The organism is Alistipes provencensis (assembly GCF_900083545.1).
Taxonomy (GTDB): Bacteria; Bacteroidota; Bacteroidia; order Bacteroidales; family Rikenellaceae; genus Alistipes; species Alistipes provencensis.
On record NZ_LT559262.1, the window covers coordinates 332,760 to 351,856 of the forward strand.

At 62.1% G+C, this 19,097-nt stretch carries 15 protein-coding genes; 10 read left to right on the top strand and 5 right to left on the bottom strand.

The annotated features are described in order from the left end of the window. The first annotated feature begins 116 nt into the window (after window positions 1-116). From BN5935_RS01455 to BN5935_RS01500, 10 genes are all read left to right on the top strand, one after another. The gene (locus BN5935_RS01455) at window positions 117-704 is read left to right on the top strand and encodes an indolepyruvate oxidoreductase subunit beta (RefSeq protein WP_064974520.1); all 588 of its coding nucleotides are present in this window, start codon (window positions 117-119) and stop codon (window positions 702-704) included. Beyond that, on the top strand, window positions 701-2,011 hold the full coding sequence (locus BN5935_RS01460; protein WP_064974521.1) for an aminotransferase class I/II-fold pyridoxal phosphate-dependent enzyme: 1,311 nt from the start codon (window positions 701-703) through the stop codon (window positions 2,009-2,011). Before BN5935_RS01455 ends, BN5935_RS01460 begins: the two co-directional genes overlap by 4 nt. An 8-nt stretch (window positions 2,012-2,019) precedes the next feature. Continuing rightward, entirely contained in the window at window positions 2,020-3,315 is a 1,296-nt protein-coding gene (locus BN5935_RS01465) for an acetyl-CoA hydrolase/transferase family protein (RefSeq protein ID WP_064974522.1), read from the top strand. Between the two features lie 194 nt (window positions 3,316-3,509). After that, the gene (locus tag BN5935_RS01470) at window positions 3,510-4,157 is read left to right on the top strand and encodes an HAD family hydrolase (protein WP_064976791.1); all 648 of its coding nucleotides are present in this window, start codon (window positions 3,510-3,512) and stop codon (window positions 4,155-4,157) included. Window positions 4,158-4,324: 167 nt separating this feature from the next. After that, window positions 4,325-5,014: an ABC transporter ATP-binding protein gene (locus BN5935_RS01475; RefSeq protein WP_064974523.1), complete on the top strand. Its 690-nt coding sequence runs from the start codon at window positions 4,325-4,327 to the stop codon at window positions 5,012-5,014. Then, window positions 5,011-6,270, top strand: a complete 1,260-nt coding sequence (locus tag BN5935_RS01480; RefSeq protein ID WP_064974524.1) for an ABC transporter permease — start codon at window positions 5,011-5,013, stop codon at window positions 6,268-6,270. Before BN5935_RS01475 ends, BN5935_RS01480 begins: the two co-directional genes overlap by 4 nt. A gap of 4 nt (window positions 6,271-6,274) precedes the next feature. Then, window positions 6,275-7,534, top strand: a complete 1,260-nt coding sequence (locus BN5935_RS01485; protein ID WP_064974525.1) for an ABC transporter permease — start codon at window positions 6,275-6,277, stop codon at window positions 7,532-7,534. A 24-nt stretch (window positions 7,535-7,558) separates the two neighbouring features. Next, window positions 7,559-8,671, top strand: coding sequence for an efflux RND transporter periplasmic adaptor subunit (locus BN5935_RS01490; protein ID WP_064974526.1), 1,113 nt, complete (start codon window positions 7,559-7,561; stop codon window positions 8,669-8,671). A 15-nt stretch (window positions 8,672-8,686) separates the two neighbouring features. Beyond that, complete coding sequence (locus BN5935_RS01495; protein WP_064974527.1) at window positions 8,687-10,045, top strand: TolC family protein; 1,359 nt, start codon at window positions 8,687-8,689, stop codon at window positions 10,043-10,045. Between the two features lie 367 nt (window positions 10,046-10,412). Further along, window positions 10,413-12,074, top strand: a complete 1,662-nt coding sequence (locus tag BN5935_RS01500) for a putative transporter (RefSeq protein ID WP_064976792.1) — start codon at window positions 10,413-10,415, stop codon at window positions 12,072-12,074. Here the strand turns inward: BN5935_RS01500 and BN5935_RS01505 are convergent. From BN5935_RS01505 to BN5935_RS01525, 5 genes are all read right to left on the bottom strand, one after another. Continuing rightward, entirely contained in the window at window positions 12,043-13,401 is a 1,359-nt protein-coding gene (locus BN5935_RS01505) for a mechanosensitive ion channel family protein (protein ID WP_064974528.1), read from the bottom strand. The genes BN5935_RS01500 and BN5935_RS01505 overlap by 32 nt on opposite strands. Window positions 13,402-13,509: 108 nt before the next feature. Continuing rightward, entirely contained in the window at window positions 13,510-14,010 is a 501-nt protein-coding gene (locus BN5935_RS01510; protein ID WP_064974529.1) for an NUDIX hydrolase, read from the bottom strand. Next, the gene (araJ, locus tag BN5935_RS01515; protein ID WP_064974530.1) at window positions 13,997-15,154 is read right to left on the bottom strand and encodes an MFS transporter AraJ; all 1,158 of its coding nucleotides are present in this window, start codon (window positions 15,152-15,154) and stop codon (window positions 13,997-13,999) included. Before araJ ends, BN5935_RS01510 begins: the two co-directional genes overlap by 14 nt. An 89-nt stretch (window positions 15,155-15,243) precedes the next feature. Then, a complete protein-coding gene (locus BN5935_RS01520) occupies window positions 15,244-17,673 on the bottom strand; it encodes an OstA-like protein (protein ID WP_064974531.1) in 2,430 nt (809 codons plus the stop codon). A gap of 3 nt (window positions 17,674-17,676) precedes the next feature. Beyond that, the gene (locus tag BN5935_RS01525) at window positions 17,677-19,083 is read right to left on the bottom strand and encodes a peptidylprolyl isomerase (RefSeq protein ID WP_064974532.1); all 1,407 of its coding nucleotides are present in this window, start codon (window positions 19,081-19,083) and stop codon (window positions 17,677-17,679) included. Window positions 19,084-19,097: the final 14 nt, after the last annotated feature.

Sequence of the window (19,097 nt, forward strand, 5' to 3'; positions counted from 1 at the left end):
CCCACGCCTGAGGCGGGGGTTTGGGGGTGGGTCAGATTTGCAAACGGCGCCGAAGGCGGCGAAACTGCAACAGCCGACAGAACAAAAACAGCACAAAAACACAAAGACGTGATGATATGAAAAAAGATATCATACTCTCGGGCGTCGGAGGACAGGGAATCCTCTCCATCGCCACCGTCATCGGACGGGCGGCCCTCGCCGAAGGGCTGCAACTCAAGCAGGCCGAAGTTCACGGCATGAGCCAGCGGGGCGGCGACGTGCAGTCGAACCTGCGCATCTCCTCGTCGGCGATCCATGCCGACCTCATCCCGCGGGGCGAGGCCGACCTCATCGTCTCGCTCGAACCGATGGAGGCGCTGCGCTACCTGCCGTGGCTGGCGTCCGACGGCTGGGTCATCACCAACACGGTCCCGCTGGTCAACATCCCCGACTACCCCGACGCCGAAGCCCTGCAACGCGAACTGGAGGCGCTGCCCCACGCGGTGACGCTCGACATCGACGCCATGGCCCGGACCGCGGCATCGCCCCGCTCGGCCAACATGGTGCTGCTGGGCGCCGCCGCACCGCTGCTGGGCATCGGAACCGCGACACTCGAAGCGGGCATCCGCGACATCTTCGCCCGCAAAGGCGACGCCGTCGTGGAGACGAACCTCGCGGCGTTCCGCGCCGGATACGAAGCGACCCAAAAACAGGCGAAACGATGAAAATACCGTTCGACAGGTCCTGCCTGCGCTCCGCATTGGAGCGGATGGACATTGCAGACATCGCGCAGGCCACGATCCGGCAGTCGGGCGACATCGCCCGCATGATGGAGCGTGAAACCGGGGAGGAGTTCCTCCACCTCGAAATGGGCGTGCCGGGACTGCCGCCCGAACGGGTGGGCGTCGCGGCCGAATGCGCGGCCCTCGAAGCAGGCGTTGCGTCGCAGTACCCCGCCATGCCCGGTATCCCGGCACTGAAAACCGAGGCTTCGCGTTTTATCGAGGCTTTCCTCGGCGTGAAGGTCGCCCCCGAAGGGTGCATTCCGACCGTCGGGTCGATGCAGGGCAGTTTCGCCACGTTCCTGATGTGCTCGCAGCTCGACCCGGTCAAAAACAAGATACTCTTCATCGACCCCGGATTCCCCGTGCAGCGCAGTCAGGTGCGCATCCTCGGAATCCCCTCGGAGTCGTTCGACATCTACGACTACCGGGCCGAGAAGCTGGGGCCCAAGATCGAGAGCTACCTCGCCGCGGGCGACGTGGCGGCCATCGTCTACTCGAACCCCAACAATCCGGCATGGATATGTCTCACGGAAGACGAGCTGCGCACGATCGGGGAGCTGGCCACGAAATACGACGCCGTCGTCATCGAGGACCTCGCCTACCTCTGCATGGATTTCCGCAAGCCGCTGGGACGTCCTTTCGAGCCGCCCTATCAGGCCACTGTCGCCCGTTACACCGAGAATTACATCCTGCTGGTCTCGGGTTCGAAGATATTCAGCTATGCCGGACAGCGAATCGCCGTGGCGGCCGTCTCCGAGGCGCTCTACCGCCGCGAATACCCGGCCCTGCGCCGGCGTTACAACATCGGACGGCTGGGCGACGCCTTCGTGCTGGTTTTCCTCTATGCGGCCTCGTCGGGCACGAGCCATTCGGCGCAGCACGCGCTGGCGGCGATGTTCCGCGCGGCGGCCGACGGCGAATTGGATTTCGTGGGCGAAGCCTCGGAATACGCCCGCCGCGCCCGGCTCACCAAGGAGGCATTCCTCCGCCACGGTTTCCGCATCGTTTACGACAAGGACCGGGACGAAGCCGTCAGCGACGGATTCTTCTACACGGTGGGCTACGGCGGGATGACCAGCGCCGAGCTGCTGAGCGAACTGCTGCTCTGCGGCATCTGCGCCATCTCGCTCACCTCGACCGGCAGCCGCCAGCACGGCATCCGGGTCTGCGTCTCGCAACTGAACCGCCCCGAACAGTTCGACCTGCTCGAAGAACGTTTGCAAATATTCGCCGAAAATCATAAATAGACGATTCCATGCGCTTTACGACTGCCGCGGAGGCGGTAAAACTCATCCGATCCAACGACAGCGTTTACATTCAGGGCAGCACCTCGATCCCCGAGGTGCTCGTGGCCGCGATGGCCGACCGGGGTCCGGAGCTCCGGGGCGTGAAGGTCTACTCGGCCTTCGCCGTGGGAGCCTTCGACGCCCCCTACTGCCGGCCCGAATACCGCGATTCGTTCCTCGTGAACAGCCTGTTCGTAGCCAACAACATCCGCCGCTGGCTGGCCGACGGCTACGGACAGTCGATCCCGGCCTTTCTGGGCGAAATTCCCGCGCTGTTCCGCGACGGCACGCTGCCCCTCGATTTCGCGCTCATCAACGTCTCGCCGCCCGATGCCGAGGGCTACTGTTCGTTCGGCGTCTCGGCCGATCTGGCGGTCTCGGCCGTGGAGTGCGCCAAGACCATTATCGCGCAGGTCAACAAGGCCATGCCCTACTCCTACGGCGACGCCGTGATCCACTCCTCGCGTTTCGCCGCGGCCATGGAGGTCGACTCCCCGCTGGTGGAGGTCCCGACGGCCGTGCCCACCGAAACCGAACTCAAAATCGGCCGCTACATCGCCGAACTGATTCCCGACGGCGCCACGCTCCAGATCGGCGTCGGCGGTATCCCCAATGCCGTACTGGGGGCCCTCCGCGACCACAAGCATCTGGGACTGCACACCGAAGCGATGACCGACGGCGTGCTGCCGCTGCTGGAAAGCGGCGTGATCGACAACTCGCAGAAGGCGGTGATGCCCGGCGTGACGGTGGCCTCGCTGGCCCTCGGGTCGCGCCGGCTGTACGACTACATGGACTACCGCAAGGATTTGGTGATGAAGGATGTGGCGTGGACCAACGACCCGTTCCGCATCCGGCAGAACCCGCGCGTCATGGCCATCAACTCGGCCGTCGAGGTGGACCTCACGGGGCAGGTGTGCGCCGATTCGGTCGGCGAACGCATCATCTCGGGCGTGGGCGGCCAGCACGACTTCATGTACGGCGGAGCGCTGTCCGAAGGGGGCAAGACCTTTATCGCCATCCCGTCGACCACACCCAAGGGCGAGTCGAAGATCAAGGCGCTGCTGACGCCCGGCGCGGGCGTCGTCACGACACGCCACATGATCCAGCACATCGTCACCGAATACGGCGTGGCGCACCTGCGGGGCCGCAACCTTGCCGAACGGGCCCGGGCGCTGATCTCCGTGGCGCATCCCGCAGTCCGCGAGGAGCTGGAACGCGCCGCCGCAGAGCGTTTCGGCTACTCGTTCCTGCGGCTCAAACCGTAACCCCGACCCGGCCCCTAGAGGCCGGGCTTTTTAGCCATTCTCACCAAGTTCCCGGGCTTCACCTTGCCGCGCAGCGGCACAAAGCCCCTCCCTAAGGGAGGGGTTTAGGGTGGGGTCAAATTTGCATACGACGCCACAGGCGGCGAATACGGCATCCGGAAGCATGGGGAGTTGTAGTTTACCGCACAATGAATATGCACAGAAAATACCTCTTTTTCGACCTCGACGGCACCCTGACCGACCCCATGCAGGGCATCACCCGTTCGGTGCAGTACGCCCTGCACCATTTCGGCATCGAAGTGGCCGACCTGCGCGAACTCTGCCCCTTCATCGGGCCGCCGCTCGCGGATTCGTTCCGCGAACGTTACGACATGAGCCCCGCCGACGCGGAGACCGCCGTCGCCAAATACCGCGAATATTACGCTCCGAAGGGCATCTTCGAAAACGAAGTCTACCCGGGAATCCCCTGCCTGCTGGCCGCAACGGCCGCCGCAGGGTGCGTAAACGTAATGGCTACCTCGAAACCCACGCCGTTCGCCGAACAGATCGCCGAACATTTCGGTTTCGCGCGGTATTTCCGCCTCATCAGCGGCAGCACGTTCGACGGCACGCGCACGACCAAGTCCGACGTGATCCGCCATGCCCTCGCCGAACTGGGGATCGCCCCGCAGGAGGCCGTGATGATCGGCGACCGCCGCTACGACGTCGAGGGAGCCGCCGAAACGGGCCTCGCCTCGATCGCCGTCGGCTGGGGATACGCCTTGCCGGGCGAACTGGAAGCCGCCCGTCCCGACCGCTTCGCCCCCGATGTCGAAACACTCCGCCGGCTGCTGCTCGGATAGTCCGTCGGGACCATTTACGATCTGTAAGCCCCCTCTTATCGGGGGGGGGTAACATTTTATTGATTTTCGATAAAAATAAATTGTTTTTCACGATTTCTTTATTACCTTTGCCGTCAAGTGCGTAACAAACCGTTACCCGATAACCCTCACCCGACTGCGGACGGATTATGATCAAGCTGGAAAATATCAACAAAACCTATAACAACGGCTCGCCGCTTCATGTGCTGAAGGGCATCGACCTCGAGGTCGGCAAAGGCGAACTGGTGTCGATCATGGGGGCGTCGGGTTCGGGCAAATCGACCCTGCTGAACATCCTCGGCATCCTCGACGACTACGACAGCGGCAGCTACTACCTCGCGGGACGCCTGATCAAGGGCCTCAACGAGACGCAGGCCGCCGCCGCGCGCAACAGGATGATCGGCTACATCTTCCAGTCGTTCAACCTCATCAACTACAAAAACGCCGTCGAGAACGTCGCCCTGCCGCTCTACTACCAAGGCGTCCCGCGCCGCAGACGCAACGCGCAGGCGCTGGAATACCTCGACATGCTGGGCCTGCGGGACTGGGCCACGCACATGCCCAACGAGATGTCGGGCGGCCAGAAACAGCGCGTGGCGATCGCCCGGGCGTTGATCAACCAGCCTGAGATCATCCTCGCCGACGAGCCCACGGGCGCGCTGGACAGCGTCACTTCGCAGGAGGTGATGAACCTCCTGCGGCGGGTCAACACCGACATGGGCATGACCATCATCTGCGTCACCCACGAGCAGTCGATCGCCGACCAGACCGACAAGATCATCCGCCTCCGCGACGGCGTCATCAGCAGCATCAACCAAACGGGCCTCGGAAAACGATGAGGGAGCTGCTGCTGGAGATCTGGACCTCGGTGCGGCGCAACAAGCTGCGCACGTTTCTCACGGGATTCTCGGTCGCGTGGGGCATTTTCATGCTCGTGATCCTGCTGGGCTCGGGCAACGGACTGAAGAACGGCGTGCTGGCCAACTTCGACGACTACGCCACCAACTCCATCGACCTCGGCGGCGGCCAGACCTCCAAGCCGTGGATGGGTTACGAAAAGGGCCGCCGCATCCGCATGCGCAACAGCGACTTGGAAATCCTCCGGCGGGAGTTTCCCGAAGTCGAGGAGGTCGCCGCAAACTCGTGGTTCTCGGGACACAAGGCCACCTACGGCCGGGAATTCACCCAAGTATGGCTGCATGGATCGCTCCCGAAGGTGCAGCAAATCGAGGGCATCAAACTCTCGGCCGGACGCTTCATCAACGAAGCCGATGTGAAGAACTACCGCAAGGTCATCGTCATCGACGAACCCATGCGCCGCATCCTCTTCAAGGGCGCCGACCCGGTGGGCAAGCAGATCAAGGTCGGGGCTCTCGTCTTCACGGTGATCGGCATCGAGAAGGGCGACGCCCAGCGCAACAACTCCTCGTGCCATATCCCGCTCACGACCGGACAGCTCATGTATAAGGGAAACGACCCTATCGTCAACAACGCAATCATCACGGTACGGGGCATCGACACAGACGAGCAGATGGAGGATTTCGAGAAACGCCTCATCAGCCGCCTCGCCGCCGAACACCACTTCGCCCCGGACGACCGGAGCGCCATCTGGATCAACAATACGATGGAGATGTACAAGAACATGATGGTCGTCTTCGGGGGCATCAACCTCTTCGTCTGGATCATCGGCCTCGGGACGCTGCTGGCGGGCATCGTCGGCGTGAGCAACATCATGCTGGTGACCGTCACCGAGCGCACGGCCGAATTCGGCATCCGCAAAGCCCTCGGGGCCAAGCCCTCGTCGATCATCCGCCTGATCCTCACCGAATCGGTGCTCATCACCGCGGCGTTCGGCTATCTGGGAATGGTGCTGGGCGTGGCCGTGATGGAGACGGTCAACTACCTGCTCAACCAAATGCCCTCCCAACAGGCCGAAGGCGGCATGAATTCGGTGTTCCTCGACCCGACGCTCGACCTGGGCGTGGCCGTGAGCGCCACGGTGGTGCTGGTCGTCGCGGGACTCATCGCCGGGTACATCCCCGCCTACCGTGCGGCACAACTGAAAACGATCGACGCCCTGCGTTACAACAAATAAAGCCATGTCCTTCTTCGACACAGACCGCTGGAACGAAATCTGGCAGACCATCGCCCGGAACCGCAAGCGCAGTATCATGACCGCGCTGGGGGTCTTCTGGGGCATCTTCATGCTGACGGTGATGCTGGGCGCAGGGATGGGTCTGGGACGTCTGTTCCGGGCGCAGTTGGGCGACATGTCGACCAACACGCTGCTCATGCAGCCCCAGCAGACCGGCATCCCCTACAAGGGCATGCCCAAGAACCGCTGGTGGTGGATGAACAACGAGGATGTGGAGACAGTGAAACGGCTTTCACAGGTGCAATACGCCTCGGCGGTCTATTGGGGCGGCGAACTCCATTGCAGCCGCCGCGAGCATAAAGGCGACTATACGATGATGGGCTACACGCCCGACTACCAGAAGATCAACCCCCAGAAGATACTCTACGGACGCTTCATCAACGAGGTCGACATGGTGCAGAAACGCAAGTCCTGCGTCATCGGCACCCAAGTCTACAAGGACCTTTTCCCCGGCGGGGAGGATCCCACGGGCAAGATCATCAAGCTGAGCAACACCTATTTCCGCGTAGTCGGCGTCCTGCGCAAGCAAAGCACCGCCATGTCGTTCAGCGACGTCGAACGCACGATCGTGGTGCCCGTATCGCTCGCGCAGCAGATGTTCGGGCGCGGAAATCAGATTCACATGCTCGCCGTGGCGGGCCGCGACGACACCCCGAGCAAGGAGGTCGACAAAGCGTGCCGCGAAGCGGTCTTCGCCCGCCACATTATCTCGCCGGACGACGAAAAGGCCGTCTGGTCGATGGCCACGGCCGAGATTTTCGAAAAGGTGATGGGACTGTTCAACGGCATCGCGCTGCTGACGTGGATCGTGGGCCTCGGAACGCTGCTGGCCGGCATCGTCGGCGTGAGCAACATCATGCTGGTGCTCGTGAAGGAGCGCACGCAGGAGATCGGTATCCGCCGCGCGCTGGGCGCCCCGCCCCGGGCCATCATCGGGCAGATACTCTCCGAGAGTTTCGTACTCACGTTCATCGCGGGGGTGCTGGGGCTCACGGCGGCCGTAGGCCTGCTCTCGGTGGTCGACTCGGTCTACTACCAAGCCGTCACCGTGGCGCAGGGCGGATTCGAAATATCGTGGATGATCTCGTTCGGTACGGGAATCCTCGCCCTCGTGATCCTCGTGGCGGGGAGCCTGCTGGCGGGCGTCATCCCCGCGACCCGCGCCCTGAAGATCAAGGCCGTAGACGCCATACGCGAAGAATAAAAACAAATATCAATACACAGCCCTATGAAAAAGTTTCTGAAGATTTTTGCCGGAGTGCTCTTCGCAGCGCTTTTACTGGGAACCTTCTGGTTCCTGTGGCAGAAAACCCGTCCGGCGAAGGTCGTCTACACGATCGTGCAGCCCAAGCTGGACACGCTCAAACAGTTTGTGGTGGCCACGGGCAAGGTCGAACCGCGCGACGAAGTGATGATAAAACCCCAGATTTCGGGCATCATCTCCGACGTTTACAAGGAGGCCGGACAGTCGGTGCGCAAAGGCGAGGTGATCGCCACGGTGAAGGTCGTTCCCGAAATGGGCCAGCTCTCGAGCGCCGAATCGCGCGTGTCGGTGGCCGACATCTCGCTGGCGCAGACCCGCCGCGAGCACGACCGCACGATGGCCCTGCACGCAAAGGGCGTCGTCTCGAACGAGGAGGCCGAGCAGAGCCGCACGTCGCTCGCAAAGGCCGAAGAGGAGCTTCAGAACGCCAAAGAGAACCTCGAGATCGTGAAGAACGGTATTTCGAGTCGTTTCAAGGAGCTGAGCAACACGCAGATACGCTCAACGATCGACGGCATGATCCTCGACGTGCCGATCAAGGTCGGCAACTCGGTGATCCAAGCCAACACGTTCAACGACGGCACAACGATCGCCACGGTGGCCGACATGTCGAACATGCTCTTCCGGGGCAATGTCGACGAGACCGACGTGGGCAAACTCAACGAGGGCATGCCCGTGAAACTCACCATCGGGGCGCTGCAGAACGTCGAGCTGGACGCCCTGCTGGAGTACGTCTCGCCGAAGGCCACCGAGGACAACGGCGTGGTGCTCTTCGAGGTCAAAGCCGCAGTGACGGTACCCGCCAAAGTCTTCGTGCGGGCGGGTTACAGCGCCAACGCCAGCGTGATGATCGAGAGCCGCGAAGGGGTGCTGACCCTCCCGGAGAGCACCGTGGAGTTCGAGGACAGCAAGAGCTATGTCTATGTGCTGACCAGCGCCGACGGGGCCGAGGAGCAGACCTTCGACAAGCGCGAGGTGCAAATCGGGCTCTCGGACGGCATAAACATCGAGATCAAGGAGGGCGTGACCGCCGGGGACAAAATCCGCGGCGTCAAGGAAGACAAAAAGAAAAAGTAACCGCAAAAATACCGCATGATGAAAACCGGCATCTTACTCGCGGCCCTGTTCGCCGCTACGGCGGCCTGTGCGCAGGGTGCGGCTCCGGAGGGTTCCGGCCAGTCGCCCGCACCGGGCATCCCTTGGTCGCTCGACGACTGCATCGGCTTTGCCCAGCGCAACAATCTCGATGTTCAGCGGCGTTCGCTGCAGGTCGAGAAGAACGACTTGGAGCTCTCGACGGCCAGATACAGCCGCCTGCCCGACCTGAACGCTTCGATCGGCGCCGACGCCTCGTTCGGCCGCGGACTGTCGAGCGACAACACCTACCAGACGAAGAACCAGACCTCGGGATCGCTCAACGTCTCGGCCTCCATGCCGCTGTTCCAAGGCATGCGCATCAACCATCAGGTCAAGGCCGGGAAACTCGACCTCGCGGCCGCCGTGCAGGATCTGGAACGGGCCCGCGAGGATGTGGCGATCAACGTCATGACGCTCTATCTGGAGGTGCTCTACAACAAGGAGATGGTCGGCGTGGCCGAACGCCAGTTGGCGCTGAGCACCCAGCAGGCCGTGCGGAGCCGGGAGCTGGCCGCCGCGGGCAAGCAGCCCGAATCGGCCGTCTACGAGAGCGACGCCCTCGTGGCCGGCAACCGCATGACTCTCACGCAGGCCCGCAACGACCTGCAACTGGCGCTGCTCAACCTGAGCCAAGCCCTCAACCGCGAGAGCGCCGCCGGGTTCGACATCGTCGATCCGGCACTCGACAGCGTGGGCCTCGCCGCGCTCCACAGCCTCGGCTCGGCCGACGAGGTCTACGCCTATGCCGCAGAGAACCGGCCGCACATCCGCGCCGAGCAACTGCGACTGGAGAGTTCGGAGCATTCGGTGGCCGTCGCCCGTTCGGCCCTCTACCCCTCGCTGTCGCTCTCGGGCGGCTACGGCACGGGAGTTTACAGCGCCGATCAGGACAAGTTCTGGGCCCAGATGCGCCACAACAGCCGCGAATACGTCGGCGTCTCGCTCAACGTCCCGATCTTCAACCGCCGGGCCACGCGCAACAACATCCGCACGGCGCAAATCGCCGTGCGCAGCCAGCAGTTGGCCGTCACCGAAGCCGAGCGCGAACTGCGCAAGCTGATCGAGCAGGCGTGGTACAACGCCGACGCCTCCTACGCCAAATACCGGTCGGCCGAAGCCGCATCGGCATCGGCCCGGGTGGCCTTCGCCTACGAGGAGCAGAAAGCCGAGGCGGGCCGCTCGACGGTGTTCGACTTCAACGACGCCAAGACCCGCATGGAGAAGGCCGAATCCGACGCCGTACAGGCCAAATACGAATTCGTGTTCCGTTCGAAGATACTCGATTTCTACCGCGGGAAGCCGCTGAAACTCTGAAAAAGACGGTTTCGGATAAACATATCCAAACAAACGGGGCGACCTAAAACGGTCGCCCTCATGCTGCCCGGAACATCAGTCCCAACAAAAATCCGAACAACTTCCGGAAGTGAATCCCAGACTTCCTCCGGCAGGAAAGCCCTTCGTGCGTCACTGAAATCTGTGTTTATCCCAGCAATGCAAAGTTAAATAAATTATTTTACGCCGCAAACAATCGGGCGTTTTTGCTCTAACTCGCGGCCAAATTGTCATAATCCGAAAGGACAGAATGATACTCCCGGCCGTATTCGGAACACTTTTCGTTCGGCAAAAAAGCGGCAATCCGGAAAATTTGCCCTACTTTTGCAGCGGTTTCAACGACAAAAAGATGGAATGGCTTAAAGAATTGCTCGTCGAGCACTCGGCACTGCAGGCCGTCGTGGTGATTTCGCTCATCTCGACGATCGGTATCGGTCTGGGTAAGATCCGCTTCTTCGGCATCTCGCTCGGCACGGCTTTCATCTTCTTCGTGGGAATCATGGCCGGGCATTTCGGGCTGTCGCTCGATCCGGCGATGCTGACCTATGCCGAGAGTTTCGGACTGGTGATCTTCGTCTATGCCCTCGGCCTGCAGGTGGGACCGGGCTTCTTCAGCTCGATGCGCGTCGACGGACTGCGGCTGATGTCGCCCGCCGTCGCCGTCGTACTGCTCGGCACGGCGCTGGCCGTGGGGCTGAGCTACGCCTTCGAAGTCCCGATGTCCGACATGTCGGGCATCCTCTGCGGCGCGACGACCAACACCCCGGCGCTGGGCGCCGCACAGCAGGCCCTGCAGCAGATGGGGATGGATGCCAACGGGGCCGCCCTGAGCTGTGCCGTGGCCTATCCGCTGGGTGTCGTGGGCGTCATACTGGCCATGGTCTTCCTGCGCAAACTCTTCGTGCGTCCCGCGGACATGCCGGGTCCCGACGCCGAGCACCACAAAAACGTCTTCATCGCCAGCTACCACCTCACCAACCCTGCCGTCTTCGGCAAGAGCGTGCATGAGATCGCGGCACACAGCCACCACCACTTCGTCATCTCGCGCCTGTGGCGCAACGGACGGGTATCGATCCCCACGTCGGACATGACGCTCGACGCGGGCGACGTGATTCTGGTCATCACCACCCCCGGCGATGCCGACGCCCTGCGGCTGATTTTCGGCGAGCAGGAGAAAAAGGACTGGAACAAGGAGAATATCGACTGGAATGCCGTGGACCGCCAACTGATCTCACAACGCATCTTGGTGACGCGCCCCGAGATCAACGGCAAGAAACTCTCGCAACTGCGCCTGCGGAACAACTACGGCATCAACATCAGCCGCGTCTACCGTTCGGGCGTGCAACTGTTGGCCACGCCCGACCTGCGGCTCCAGATGGGCGACCGTCTGACGGTGGTGGGCGAAGCGCAGGCGATCCGCAACGTCGAGAAAATCCTCGGCAACGCCGTGAAAAGCCTCAATGAGCCCAACCTCGTGGCGGTCTTCATCGGCCTGATCCTCGGCCTGACGCTCGGAAGCATCCCCATTGCGATCCCCGGCATCTCGATTCCCGTGAAGCTGGGCCTTGCGGGCGGTCCGATCATCGTCGGCATCCTCATCGGCACGTTCGGTCCCCGGCTCCACATGATTACCTACACCACGCAGAGCGCCAACCTGATGCTCCGCGCCTTAGGGCTCTCGATGTACCTCGCCTGCCTCGGGCTCGACGCCGGAGCGCACTTCTTCGAGACCGTCATGCGGCCCGAGGGAGCGCTGTGGATCGCCATCGGCTTCGTGCTGACTTTCGTGCCGGTGGTGTTGGTCGGGCTGTTCGCCCTCCGGGCGCTGAAGGTCGACTTCGGTTCGGTATCGGGACTGCTGTGCGGCAGCATGGCCAACCCCATGGCCCTCACCTATGCCAACGACACCATCGAGGGCGACAATCCTTCGGTCTCCTACGCCACGGTCTACCCCGTCTGCATGTTCCTGCGCGTAATTATCATTCAGGTAATGCTGATGCTGGTGCTTTAGCCTCCGGCGGAGCCTCCTTCGGTGCGGACGGCGTGTTTTGCGATGCAGGCGGCACATCGGCCTGCACCGGACCGCGCAGCGACGCGATATCCTCGCCCGAAGGGTTCTGGAAGACCCGCAGCCCGAATTCCGGGATCACGGCCAGCACATGGTCGAAAACATCCGACTGTATCCCCTCGTAATCGACCCAGACGACCGTATCGGTAAAGAAATAGAGCTGCATCGGAAGCCCCGTTTCCGTGGGCTGCAACTGGCGCACCATCAGCGTCATCGACTTGTTCACCGGCACCTCGTTTTGCAGATAGCGCACCAGATAGGCCCGGAAAACCCCGAGGTTGGTCTGGTGCAGCCCGTTGACCCGCCGTTCGGCGGCCCCGATGCCGTGCGCGGCGTTGTACGCCTCGATCCGCTGCTCGGTCTCTTCGACATAGTCTTTGATAAGGTCGATGGTGCGGTAGTGGTCCAGCATCTCGGGCGTGCAGAACCGCACGCTGGTCATATCGATCGACACCGAGCGCATCACCCGGCGGCCGCCCGAAAGCTGCATGGCATGCCAGTTCGTAAAGGAATCGGTCGTCAGCAGGTAGGGCGGCAGCATGACGAGCGTATTGTCCCAGTTGCGGATTTTGACCGTCGTGAGCGACACCTCCTCGACATTTCCGTCGGCGCCGTATTTCGGGACCGAAATCCAGTCCCCGACCTTGAGCATGTCGTTGGCCGAGAGCTGGATGCCCGATACGAAACCGAGGATGCTGTCGCGGAAGATCAGCATCAGCACGGCCGCCGAAGCGCCCAGCCCCGTCAGCAGGATGGCCGGCGACTTGTCTATAAGAATCGAGACGATCAGGATGGCGCAGATCAGCGCCGCAATGCCCTGCGCCGTCTGCCGCAGGCCCTTGATGGGTTTGTTCTGCCACGCGGGACGCGACGAGGCGAGGCGGAAGGCGGCGTAGAGCAGCGCGTTGACGAAGCGGAAGACCGCAACGACGATATACACCTGCATGAGCCGCATCACGATGACGCGTTCAACGGATTTCTCCTCGAAGACGACCGGCAGCGCCACCGCCAGCAGGATGGCGCTCAGGATATGGCACATGCGGTTGAGGACCGGGACGCTGAAGAGCGTGTCGTCCCACTTGACCCGGGTACGCTCCACGAGTTTGCGCACACCGCGGACAATCCCCCACCGCAACAGCAGGTCGAAGACCACGGCGGCCAGCACGACCAGCGCGAAGGCCACCCAGCGGTCCCAGCCGTCATCGGCGGCCGATGTCGCCCCCAGCCACTCCAGCAGGGAGTCGGTCCAACGTTTCAGATGTGTTTGCATACCCCCGCCTGCACGCAATTTTCGCGCCACGGGCGCGGGCGTAAGACGTCCGATTTAAAACGACGGAGAATCTCTTCTCCACCCTCTCGCTCTATGCGGGCGGCCCTTCTATCCGAGCACCAGCCCGACCTCGCCTTCGAAATTGGGGGTGAAGATGCCTTTGCCGAGGTTTTCGCGAATCTCCGCCACAGGCCAGAAACGTCCGCCGTCGAGTTCGTCGCTCGGACGAATGGGACCGTCGCAGACCGCACGGTAGACATGAACCAGTTCGCGTTCACGCTCCGAGCGGAACTCGTAGACAGCGACCGCCTCGGGCGTGAACTCCGTGATGCCCAGCTCCTCGCGGACCTCACGGCGCAGGGCTTCGGCAATCGTCTCGCCGTAATCCACATGCCCGCCCACGGCCGTGTCCCACCGTCCGGGCTGGATGTCCTTCCACATAGGGCGTTTTTGCAGGTAGAGTTCGCCCCTCGAATTGAAGACGTGGAGATGCACCACGGGATGCAGCAGCATCGACCCGCCGTGGCACTCGCCGCGCGTGGCCCTGCCGACGACCGTTCCGGCGGCATCGACTACGGGAAAAATCTCTTCGCTGTTATCGCAGTCCATGCCGGGGATATTTACGGATGTAGATCATGACGGTCACCATGCCCAGCAGTGCGAAAGCCGCACCGGGCAGCGCCGTGTATTCGTAGCCGAGTTTGTGTTCGATCGGCAGACCGCCGACGTAGGCGCCCAGCGCATTGCCCAGATTGAAAGCCACCTGCACGAGGGCCGCGCCCAGCATCTCGCCGCCGCGCGAATTTTCGAGAATCAGCAACTGCTGGGGCGACGACACACAGAAAAGGCAGGCCGTCGTGAGGCACATCAGCGCCACCGAGAGGTAGCGGACGTGCGCCCCGAAGAAGATGCCGACGAGTGCCAGACAGGCTATGCCGAGCGTGAAGCGCACGACCTTCTCGGGTGTGAAGCGGTCGGCAAAGTGGCCGCCGATTATGTTACCCGCGAACATACCGAAGCCGGCGAGCATGATGATGAGCGTCAGGTCGTCGGGCCGGAATCCGGAGGTGTGAATCATCAGCGGACTGACATAGCTGTACCAGCAGAAGATGCCGCCGTTGCCGAGCATCACCGACACCAGCACCAGCCACGGAGCGGCGCTCTTCAGGAACCGGAACTGCCCTTTCAGCCCCGTGTCGGGCAGCGCGGGCAGGGCCGGAACCCACAGTTTCACGAGCAGCATGGCCACGGCGCCCCACACGGCGACGATGCCGAACGTGGCGCGCCACGTCACGGCCCCACTGATGTAGGTCCCCAGCGGCACGCCGAACAGGTTGGCGACGGTCATGCCCACGACCATGATCGACACGGCCTCGGCACGCTTGCCCTTGTCGGCGACACGCTCGGCGACGATCGACCCCACGCCGAAAAAGGCGCCGTGGGGAAGTCCCGAGACGAAACGCATGGCCAGCAGGGTCCAGTAATTCGGGGCAAGCGCCGCGCAGGCGTTGCCGAGGATAATCAGGCCCGTGAGGGCCAGCAGGATATGCTTGAGCGGCCGCGTGCGGGCCACCAGCACCGTGAGGGGCGCCCCGAAGCAGACGCCCAGCGCATAGGCGGAGATCAGGTGTCCCGCCTCGGGGATCGAAACGCCGAGACTGCGGGCAATGTCGGGCAGGATGCCCATCATCACGAACTCCGCCATGCCGAGCGCAAGCGTCCCGAATGCCAGCGCGATCAGACTTTTTTTCATCGGAAGAAATTCATTAACAACTAACCGGCTGCAAAAATAGCACAAAAAAGGTGAAAAGTTTTTGCGACCTTTCACCTTTATTCGATTTTTCAGAGCCCGGGACCCGATTCCCGCGGTTGTCCCACCTCGAAGCCCAGCGCACGCATCCACTCCACGGTGGCGGCATCGACCAGTTCGTTGCGGTCGGCCCAGCGGCGTTCCTCGATCAGCTTTTTCTTCCGCTCCTCCAAGTTCTTCAACAGCGGGAAATCCGGATGGGGCAACAGCGACTTGGCCTCGCGCTGCGACGGACGTATCCTGCGGTCGAAAACGTCGGCCTGCGTCGGACGCCGCGCTCCCTCCCACTTGAATCCCTTGAGGAAAAGTTCCTGATCGGGCGGAATCTTGTCCATCGGATAGATGTTCCAGTCGGGGTCCTTGCGGTAGACGATCGTGATGACCTGCTTATCCTCGATGTAGAACGAGCAGTCGCCGCTCTCGATGACGCCGACACCCGTGATCTGGGGCGGTTCGCCGTCCTGCATGTAGTAGATCGTCTGGGCGTTGCCGTTGACGTCGTTGCGGTAGATGGCGTTGTCGCGGAAATAAGCCGTCATCTGCTTGCCCGCCACCTGATTGTAATGGAGCGTATCCAACTCCGAGACCATCATGGGGCTGCCGACGAACTCGGCGCGCGTGATCTGCTGGTTCTCGGTGAAGATATCCATCACGTCGGAGGTGATTTGGTTGGACTGGTTCCACAGCACGGGATCGATGTACATGTGAATCGTCGAATCGGTGCTGATGGCCGTCATCGAATCGCAGACGGCCTGAAAGTCCGAACGGTAGATGCGCACGTCGCGGAAGCCTTTCAGCAGACGGTAAATCGAGTCGGCGGGCATGGCCAGCGAGTCGGTCGAATCGGCGGGAATCAGCATCGCCAGCGAGTCGGCAGCCAGCGAATCGGCCGTCTGCATCAACAGCGAATCCATCTCCATGGCATTGCGGCCGATCAGCGAGTCGATCTCGTGCAGCGCCGTGGAGTCGATCGGTATCACCTTGCCTTTGCGGGCCGCACGGGCCTGACGGGCGCGGAGCTTCGACTCGGCCTTGAGTTTGCGGGCTGCAAGACGCTTCTCCTCGCGCTCCTTCTGGGCCAGCAGTTTGGCCGTGGCCTTCTCCTGCCGCTTGGCGGCGATCTGTTCGAGTTTCTCCTTTTTGGCTTTGGCCGCGGCAGCTTTCAGGGCGGCTTTGGCTTTGAGCTCCTGCTCTTTCAGGTAGGCCTTCCGGGCGTCGCCGACCAGCGTGTCGAGGGGATTGATCGCCGGAGCGGCCAGCGAGTCGACGCCCCGCAGCGAGTCGGGAAGTTCGGGACGCCCCAGTGAATCGAGCATCCGGGAACGCTCCACGGAATCAGCCCCGGAGAGGGGTTCCGTATGTCCGAGCGAATCCGTCACAGGCCGGCGGACCGGCAGGGAATCGCCCCTGTGAACGGGCTGTCCGGCGTCGGTATCAGTCGCCAACAGCGCCAGCGAGTCGGCCTTCGCCGCCTCGGCGGCCCGGCGCAGGGCATTTTCATTGATCGTGAAGAGGAACATCGAGTCGGCGCGCATGAAGAGCGAATCGCCCTGCGAAAGGTCGTAGCTCACCACGGCCGGCCGCCGCGTCAGGATCGCATTGCCCGGTTCCTTCCAGTATTCGCCGTAGTCGCCGAAGGCCAGCACCTTGTGTTCGGTATCGTCCAACTGAAGGTCATGCCGCAGAATCACATGGTCCTTGGCGCGGTAGAAATCGAGGCTGTCGCTCCACATCTCCTGCTTCTCGGTCAGAATATAGCCGTTGCGCGTGACGATATAGAGCGTATCGAGCTTGTCGTACGAGCCCCGGTCGGCATAAAGATAGTCGCCGTCCTTGTTCCAGATATTGGTGCGTTCGAAAAAGAAAGCGTTGTCCGTAGCCATGTTGTAGACCACCGAATCGCCCTTGAGCTCGTACTCGTCGTTGCGCATCTCCACGCGGTCGACGGCGATCAGCTCCTTCGTGTCAGCGTAATAGAAGCCGCGGACCGATTCGAGCAGGTTCTCGCGGTTCAGCATCACGCCGCCGTTGTCGAACTCACCGATGTTGCTCTTGGTGTTGAAAAGAAATTTATAGGTGTAGAGCGTCGCATCGCCGTCCACCACCTTGATGATGTCGGAATAGACCCGCGCTTCGTTCACGTTGCCGTCGTACTCGGCCCGGTCGCCGTAAATGTAGGTCGTATTCTTGTTGATGAGCACATTGCCGAAGAACTCGATGCGCATGTCCGAATAGCGGACGGCCGAGTCGCAGGTGATGACGGCGCCGTTGTGCTGGGCGGCGAAATTGCCCACCAGAAAGACCACCGAATCGCCCGGGGCGATGGGGCCCATCAAATCCGACTTGAGGTCGATGAGCTTCTTCTCGCCCTCCTGCTCCGCAGGGGCCTGCATGCCGCTGCGCGCCGAAAGCACGCCGGCGGCAGCCAGCGCCACAGCGGCTATGGACACGAGCCTGCGCACGGCCTATTTCACCCAGTGTTTGTTCTCGAACTCCCCGTCGCGGAACTCGGGATCGATGAAGACGTACATGCCGTCGATCTTCTTCGACAGCCAATCCCGGAAGACCCGCTCCTGCTTGTCCTGCAGGGCCATCTCCTCCAGCCGCAGGTAGTCCTCGTTGAGCGAGGCCGTATGCGTGGGGATGATCTCCACGAGTTTGACGATCTTGGCCATCTGGTTGCCGAGCATGTCCTCCGTGAGGTAGGCGTCCGACACCTCCCCGGGTTTCAGCCGGTTGAGGGCGTTGTAGTCGTCGAGGCTCTTGAAGCGGCCGAAATCCTCCTTGAGGAACTTCGTGACGGTCAGCTTGGCGTCGAAAGCGTTGAAACGCTCCAGAATGTCGTGGTTCGAAACGATGCCGCCGTTCATCTTCGACTGCGCGTCGTCGGAGTATTGCAGGGCCGCTTTCTCAAAGGAGAGCGAATCCTTGTGGATCAGGTTGGCGATGCTGTCCAGCAGGTTGAGCGACTCGCCCAACTCCTCGGTCGTATAGACCGGGCGCAGCAGGATGTGGCGGAAATGGTACAACTGGCCGCGCTTGTCGAGCAACTGGATGATGTGGAATCCGAACTGCGACTCGACGACCTCGGAAATCTGTCCGGGCTTCATGTTCTCGAGCGCCGCGGCGAACGACGGATCGAGACTGGCCAGCGGCGAGGGGTCCATCTCACCGCCGCGCATCATCGTACCCGGGTCCTGCGAGTACATGCGGGCGAGGTTCTCGAACTTCGCCGAGCCGGTGATGACGCGTTCGCGCATGTCCAGCAGGCGTTCGCGGGTGCGCTGCTTGGCGGCGGTCATCGACTTGGGAAACTTGGTGATCTGCGCATAGACGTACTGGTCGGCGATGGTCGGCAGGCTGTCCTTCGAAATCGACTTGTAGAACCGCTCGACCTCGCCCGGAATCACCGAGACCTTGCCCACCACCTCGCTCTGCATGGAGTTGGCATAGGACTGCTCCTCGTAGCGCTGGCGCATGATCTCGCGGATGTTGAAGATCGGCATGTGGTGCTTGGCCTCCAGTGCGGGGATCGAGCCCTCCATGTCGATCATCTGCTGCACCTGCTCCTCGACGCGGGCCATGATGTCGCCGTCGTTGATCTTCACGGAGTCGATCTGCGCCTGATTGTAGAGCAGTTTCTGGGTCATCAGCGCCTCGAGCGCCTCGTTCATCGGGTCGCGGTCGGACGTATAACCCTCCTGCCGGCGCTGCTCGGTGAGCTGGCGCGCATATTCGTCCACCTCGGAGTAGAGGATCGACGAACCGCCCACCACGGCCACCACCTTGTCGAGCATCACCTGTCGTTTCTGCGCAAGGGCCCCTGCGAACAGCAGGGCGAGCGCCACGGCCAATATACCTTTTTTCAACATCTCGGTTTCGTTTA